Below are 6,340 nucleotides of genomic sequence, written 5' to 3' on the forward strand. Positions count from 1 at the left end.
TGATCGCCGGTTGCACCGAGGCATCGCTGGTGTTTGTCAGGCGGCCGCCGGGCTTGCCGTGGCTGGACCCGTTGCAGATCCTCGCCGAAGCACTGGTGCGTGAAGCAAAAGGTGACCGGAGTGAGGTGGAGGCATGATGCGACGAGCACTGATCATCGCGGTTTGCGCCTTGGGCTTGACGGGCGTTGGAGGGGCCGAAGAACGGCCGCGGATTCGCCAACTCGGCATCGAGCCGGGAATTTTTCAACCGGGGCCACTCAACGCGATCACCGATGTTTCCGGCGTGAGAGTCGGCCACCGGACATTGATCGAGGGTGAAGGGATCCGCACGGGTGTGACCGCGATCGTGCCCCACGACGGAAATGTCTTTCAGACCAAGGTGCCGGCGGCGGTCTTTCCGGCCAATGCATTCGGCAAGGCCGCGGGTTTTCTCCAGGTCAAGGAGCTCGGCAACCTCGAAACGCCGATCGTGCTCACCAACACGCTGTGCGTCGGAACTGTGGTGCAGGCGGTTGTGGATTGGACACTCCGTCAGCCGGGCAACGAGGACGTGCGATCGGTCAACGCGGTGGTCGGCGAGACCAACGACGGGTACCTCAACGACATCCGCACCTGCGCGGTACGGCCCCTCGACGTCTTTCTCGCCGTTGAAGAGGCAGAGACTGGCCCGGTGGAGGAGGGCTCGGTCGGCGCCGGCACCGGGACTTCGGCCTTCGGCTTCAAGGGCGGGATCGGGACTGCCTCGCGGGTGCTGCCGGAGAGGCTCGGCGGATTCACCGTCGGCGCCCTCGTGCAGTCGAATTTCGGTGGCGTGCTGACGATGGACGGCATCCGCGTCGGTGAACGCCTCGGGAGGTACGCCTTCCAGGATGCGGTGGAAGCGAGTGACGGCTCGTGCATGATCGTCCTCGCGACCGACGCTCCGCTCTCGCCGCGCAATCTGGAGCGCCTGGCATCGAGGGCGGTGATGGGCCTGGCGCGCACCGGATCATTCATGTCCAACGGCTCGGGAGATTTCGTGATCGCCTTTTCCACCCGCAACCAGGTCCCCTACGAAGAGCCGTACACCACGCGCGATGACGAGCTCCTGTACAACGATTTCACCAGCCCCCTCTTCCTGGCCACCGTCGAGGCCGTCGAGGAGGCAGTGCTGAACTCGATCGTCAGAGCGACCGCCGTCACCGGGCGTGATGGCAACACCAGAGAGGCGATTCCGATCGAGCGGCTGGTGGAAATGATCGAGGCGAGGGAGGGAACGATGGGCCAGGAGGAGCATGACAAGAGAGTCGATTACGTGGAGATCTCGGTCACCGATCTCGAAGCCGCCAAGACGTTCTACGGCAAGGTCTTCGGTTGGAAGATGCAGGACTGGGGCCCGGATTACGCGAGCTTTGAAGACGGCCGCTTGACCGGGGGCCTCCGATTGACGGAGGAAGTCAGCCGCGGTGGGCCGCTGGTGATCATCTATGCGGTCGACCTTGAGGCCGTGGAGGCGAGCGTGCGTGCCAACGGTGGCTCGATAGCCCAGGAGATCTTCAGCTTCCCGGGTGGACGCCGATTTCATTTCACCGACCCCAGCGGCAACGAGCTCGCGGTGTGGTCGGATCGGGGTCTCTCCGAAGAGTAAAACGATCAGTCGTCTTCATCCGTATCCTGAGACGGAGGTAGCGATGACGATGACCGAGCACCAATTGAATCGATGGGTGAGCGCGGCCACGCTGGTCGCGATGATCTCAATCCTGGCCGCGTTTGTGGGTTGTGTGTCGGTGGAAGAACAGGGCGTCCGGGAGGCCCCTCCACAGCAGGCGACGGTGTCCTTCAGCTCCTACCCGAACGGCGCCGAGGTTCTGGTTGACGGCCAGTTCCGCGGGACGGTGCCGGTCAATCTGCACCTCACCGAGGGCACCCACACCGTCGAGCTCAGACTCGAGGGGCACCGGCCGTGGAAGCGCGAGCTGGTGGTGGTCGCCGGCGACGACACCCGAGTTGGGGCGACACTTCAGCCCGAGTAGGGGCGGCGCAACCGAACCGGCACGGAGTTCCACGGATACAGCAGATTTGCGCAGCGGGAATTTCGGATTTGGGAATTCGGATTTGGGATTCCGAAATTTTTCCCGGCGTACTCGAAGGCGAAGTCGGACTTTGCACACGCACCTCAGAGAACTGGGAGGGTGTGTGGAAACTCAAAACTCAAAACTCAAAATTCCTACTTCGGGACGCTATGCCTCCCGATACATCTCCTCGATCACATCCGCGAAACGCTCCATGGCCACGTTCCGCTTCACCTTGAGAGTGGGTGTGAGAAGGCCGTTTTCGATCGAGAACTCGTCGAGCAGGCGAAAGTCCTTGATGGTCTCGAAGGACGCGAGCTCGGCGTTCTTCTCGTCGATGACCGAGCGAATGAGATCGTTCACTTCCCTGTTCTCGAGAAGCGCTTCGAGGCTGTCGGCCGCGATGCCTCGTTCCTCGGCGAACGCCTGGATGTTTTCCGGGTCAACCGTGATGAGGGCGGTCAGATACTTCCGACGATCACCGATAACGCACACCTGAGAGATGTATTTCGAGGTCGCGACGAGCCCCTCGATCGCTGACGGAGCAACATTTTTGCCACCCGCGGTGACGATGAGGTCCTTTTTGCGTCCGGTGATCTTGAGGAAACCCGCATCGTCGATCTCTCCCAGATCACCGGTGTGCTGCCAGCCGTCCGGCGTCAGGGTCTCAGCAGTCTCTGCCGGCATCTTGTAGTACTCGCGCATTACGTTGCGGCCTCGGTACAGAACTTCACCGTCCTCGGCGGTCTTCTGCTCGATACCCGGTCCGGTCGGGCCGACCCAGCCGAAACGGTAGTTGTCGTAGCGGTTGATGTTCGTGAATGAGGTGTTCTCGGTCATGCCGATGCCCTCGAGGATCAAAACGCCGGCGCCGTGGAAGAATCTGGCAATCTCCGGGTTGATCGGAGCTGCGCCCGAAATGCACCAACGGACCCGACCCCCGAGGGCGTCCTGAACCTTGCTGAAGACGAGCTTGGTGGCGAGGGCGTACTGCATGCCGAGCAACGGGGGAATGGACTTCTTGGCGACCTTGAGGTCGCTGACCTGCGAACCGATCTTGACCGCCCAGTTGAAGATCTTCAACGCCGGCCCGCCCTTGGCCTGGGCGCCGGAAATGATTTTGGTGTGGACCTTTTCGTATACCCGCGGAACGCTCGGGAACCAGTGTGGCCGGGCGATCCTGAAGTCCTCGGCGATGGTGTCCATGCGCCTGGCAAACACCGTCGTCGCACCCGCGAAGGAGGCGGTGAAGACGCAGGCGCGGGCGAAGACGTGAGCCAACGGCAGAAAAAGCAGCGTCACGTCGCCATCGCCATTTTCGACGGAGTGGTACACCGATTGCGCGGTAAATGTGATGTTGTCGTGCGTCAGAACCGCCCCCTTGGGCACGCCGGTCGTTCCCGAGGTGTAGACGATGGTGGCGACGTCATCCGACGTTACATCGGCAATGCGGGCTTCCAACGTCTCTTCCGGTACGTCGGAACCGAGCGACAGGAACTCCTCGTAGGTGATGACCCAGTCGCCGGCCGGGGGGTTGCCGGAGAAGAGAATCACCTTGCGAACGTTGGGGATCTGATTCCGAATCTCCAGCAACTTCGCGACCTGGCTTTCATCCTCCGCGAAGACGAGGATCGCATCGGAGTGGTCGACGATGTGAGCGACATCCTTTGCCAGCAGCGAGTGGTATATGCCGACGGTGCACGATCCGATCGACGCGAGTGCGAAATCGGTGAGGACCCAGTGGTAGTTCGAGTAGCTCAGGATATTGGCCTTGTCGTCCTTGCGGACGCCAAGGGCGATGAGGCTCTTTGCCGTCGTGCGCACCTGGTCGTAAAACTCGCTCCAGGTGGTGGCGGTCATCTCGCCACCGTCGAGGATAGACCGGTAGGCGGTGCGGTCGGGGAACCGATCGACAGTCTCTTTGAGCATTTCGTGGACGTTTTGAAAGTCGCGGAATTCCACCTTTGAACTCCTTTGCGGTCAGCTGTTTTCTGAACGCCTCTTCTTGCACCGAACGGTGGCAAGGATTCTATCAGAGGAGAGAGCTGGCTGATCTGCGGCCGCAGGTGTTCCACACCTCGCGGAGCATGATCGCCAGGGCCACTGCGACAACCGGTGTGATCGGTATTCGGTAGCGCTCCATGATGCCGGTGAACAGGTACGGGAAGGCGTAGGCGAGGGTGAACAGCAGCGAGGCGGTCTCGAGCCTGGATGGCCGACCTCGTCTGATCACGATCAGGCCCACCAGCGAGAGGAAAAACAGAAGCCACAGCGCTCGTTTGATGAGTATTTTGACAGCGGAATGGTCCCAGGGTTTGACCTCGTAGCCGAAGAAGAACAGGTAAGCCCGCCGCACCGTATTTTCAATGAACTCCCGGGTATCGAAGGACTCCAGAAATCGACGCCTGGCTTCCCGCACGTAAGCTCCCTCGCCGACCTCGCTGTAGAGGACGAACTGCGCGTCGTTCTGGCTCGGATGATAGGTAAGAAAGACCTGGTGGCGGAGCAGCCCGCTGGCCGTGTCAGTGTTGCCGATGAAGAGCTCGACCGGGGCGTTCGATTTGACCGGGACGAAGGTGCCGATCCTGAAGCTTTGCCAGGCCACATAGGGTCCAACCAGCAAAACGTGCACGACGAGCAGGTTGAGGCCGAGACGGAGGTTTCGACGAGCGCCGCGTCCGGGCATCGCGAGCAACCAACCGACGCCGGTGCAGAGTATGAAGCCGGGATTGAAGAGGGCGGCGAAAGAGGAGACCACACCGAGCCCGATTCCGGAGCTGCCCGGCTCATCAATCGTTCGCAAAACCGCCAGGAGGAGCAGCGCGAACCACAGCACCGGAAGGTTGAAATCGAGCTGGCTCCGGGTGTGGAAGACCCAGGCTTCGTAGGGCAGAACGGCGAATATCAATGCTGCCGCCAGTCCGGTGCGGCGGCTCTCTGTAAGCAGAGCTGCGATTTTGAACACGACGACGGTGGTGAGCAGAGATACGATCAATGCGAGACCGTAGGCGAAGAGAATCGACGCCGGTGTGAAGCAGTCCCAGAGCGCGAACGAGAGCGCGTACGGCGCCACGATGCCGGGCGCGATCCACGCCGTGGGGCCGGTCGCGCCGCCGAACGGGCTCGCGTAGACCTGGCCGCCGGCGACCCATGCGTAGGCGATGTTGGAGGCCTCGTAACCGAAGTCGTTCATGTAGGGCACGCCGGGGGCGTGGATATTCGTTTCGACGCTGTCGAGGTCCTGGACGATGTACTCGGGGTGCTGGAGCGAGATGTGGGTGAGGAGGAGGACTCGGACACAGAGCGCGAGCAGCAGGACTCCCAGGAATGCAGCCCGCATGCTGGTCGGGCTTGCATCTTCCGACCGGTGAATCCCCGAATGGTTGGCGGCACCCTCGTTCTCCATGATGGCGACATTCTATACGTCCTGCAGGAGCGGCGACCACGGGCTATACTGCGTCGAACCACAGCTGAGGAGGCGTCGTGGAAACCAGCCAACTGATGTCCGAGTTGAGCAGCAACACCGGGATGCGGCAGCTGGCGATTCTGGGCGCGGCGGTTGTGATTGCCCTGCTTGCTCGCCTGCTCTTCGTCAAAGTGATCATGTTTGTCACTTCGAGGACCCAAACCGAGATCGACAACAAGATCGCCACCGAACTGCGGAGGCCGATTGTCTGGACGATCTTGCTGGTCGGCATCATTCTCGCTTACCTCGAGTTCCAGGCGCCTGCGAAGCTCGACTTTTTCATGCTCGGCATCCTCGAGACAGTGATCGCCTTCATCTGGGCGAAGGCCTTCATGCGGGTGGGTCGGATCCTTCTCGAGGCGGTGAGCGAGAATGTCGACGATATCTCGTGGATAGAATCCCGTACCCTGCCGCTCTTCGATATCATCCTGACGGTCCTGGTGGTGAGCGGATTCCTGTACGCGGTGTGCCTCACCTGGGACATCCCGCTGACCTCGTGGCTGACTTCGGCGGGAATTCTGGGAATTGCCGTCGGCTTTGCTGCAAAGGACACCCTGTCGAATCTTTTCTCCGGGATCTTCATCGTGGCGGATGCTCCATACAAGGTCGGTGACTTCGTGGTCCTCGACAGCAACATTCGCGGGCAGGTACTGGATATCGGCATGCGATCAACCCGCCTTCTCACCCGAGACGATGTCGAGATTACGGTGCCTAACGCCGTGATCGCCAACAGTCAGATTGTCAATCAGACCGGCGGGCCACACGAAAAGATGCGGGTGCGGGTCAAGGTGCAGGCGGGATACGGATCGGATGTAGATCTCGT

At 61.2% G+C, this 6,340-nt stretch carries 5 protein-coding genes and 1 pseudogene; 4 read left to right on the top strand and 2 right to left on the bottom strand.

Annotated features, from left to right (window positions below; genetic code table 11):
• The first annotated feature begins 133 nt into the window (after window positions 1-133).
• The 3 genes and pseudogenes from LJE93_06595 (at window position 134) to LJE93_06605 (ending at window position 2,012) form a co-directional block, all read left to right on the top strand.
• Window positions 134-1,243, top strand: a pseudogene (locus tag LJE93_06595) (P1 family peptidase).
• A 15-nt stretch (window positions 1,244-1,258) separates the two neighbouring features.
• Window positions 1,259-1,627: a VOC family protein gene (locus LJE93_06600; protein ID MCG6948569.1), complete on the top strand. Its 369-nt coding sequence runs from the start codon at window positions 1,259-1,261 to the stop codon at window positions 1,625-1,627.
• A 43-nt stretch (window positions 1,628-1,670) separates the two neighbouring features.
• A complete protein-coding gene (locus tag LJE93_06605; protein ID MCG6948570.1) occupies window positions 1,671-2,012 on the top strand; it encodes a PEGA domain-containing protein in 342 nt (113 codons plus the stop codon).
• 207 nt (window positions 2,013-2,219) lie between these two features.
• On the opposite strand, the gene LJE93_06610 is transcribed toward LJE93_06605, so the two are convergent.
• On the bottom strand, window positions 2,220-4,013 hold the full coding sequence (locus LJE93_06610; protein ID MCG6948571.1) for a long-chain fatty acid--CoA ligase: 1,794 nt from the start codon (window positions 4,011-4,013) through the stop codon (window positions 2,220-2,222).
• A 70-nt stretch (window positions 4,014-4,083) separates the two neighbouring features.
• Complete coding sequence (locus LJE93_06615) at window positions 4,084-5,457, bottom strand: hypothetical protein (GenBank protein MCG6948572.1); 1,374 nt, start codon at window positions 5,455-5,457, stop codon at window positions 4,084-4,086.
• A 77-nt stretch (window positions 5,458-5,534) separates the two neighbouring features.
• Between LJE93_06615 and LJE93_06620 the strand changes: the two genes are divergently transcribed.
• Window positions 5,535-6,340: mechanosensitive ion channel family protein (locus LJE93_06620; GenBank protein MCG6948573.1), on the top strand; the 806-nt coding region annotated here is incomplete at its 3' end.

The sequence above is a fragment of the Acidobacteriota bacterium genome, from assembly GCA_022340665.1.
Lineage (GTDB): Bacteria > Acidobacteriota > Thermoanaerobaculia > Thermoanaerobaculales > Sulfomarinibacteraceae > Sulfomarinibacter.

Bases quoted from the DNA above. Each gene is read 5' to 3' on its own strand.
- LJE93_06600 (MCG6948569.1), top strand. From the start codon at position 1,259: ATGGGCCAGGAGGAGCATGACAAGAGAGTCGATTACGTGGAGATCTCG.
- LJE93_06605 (MCG6948570.1), top strand. From the start codon at position 1,671: ATGACGATGACCGAGCACCAATTGAATCGATGGGTGAGCGCGGCCACG.
- LJE93_06615 (MCG6948572.1), bottom strand. From the start codon at position 5,457: ATGGAGAACGAGGGTGCCGCCAACCATTCGGGGATTCACCGGTCGGAA.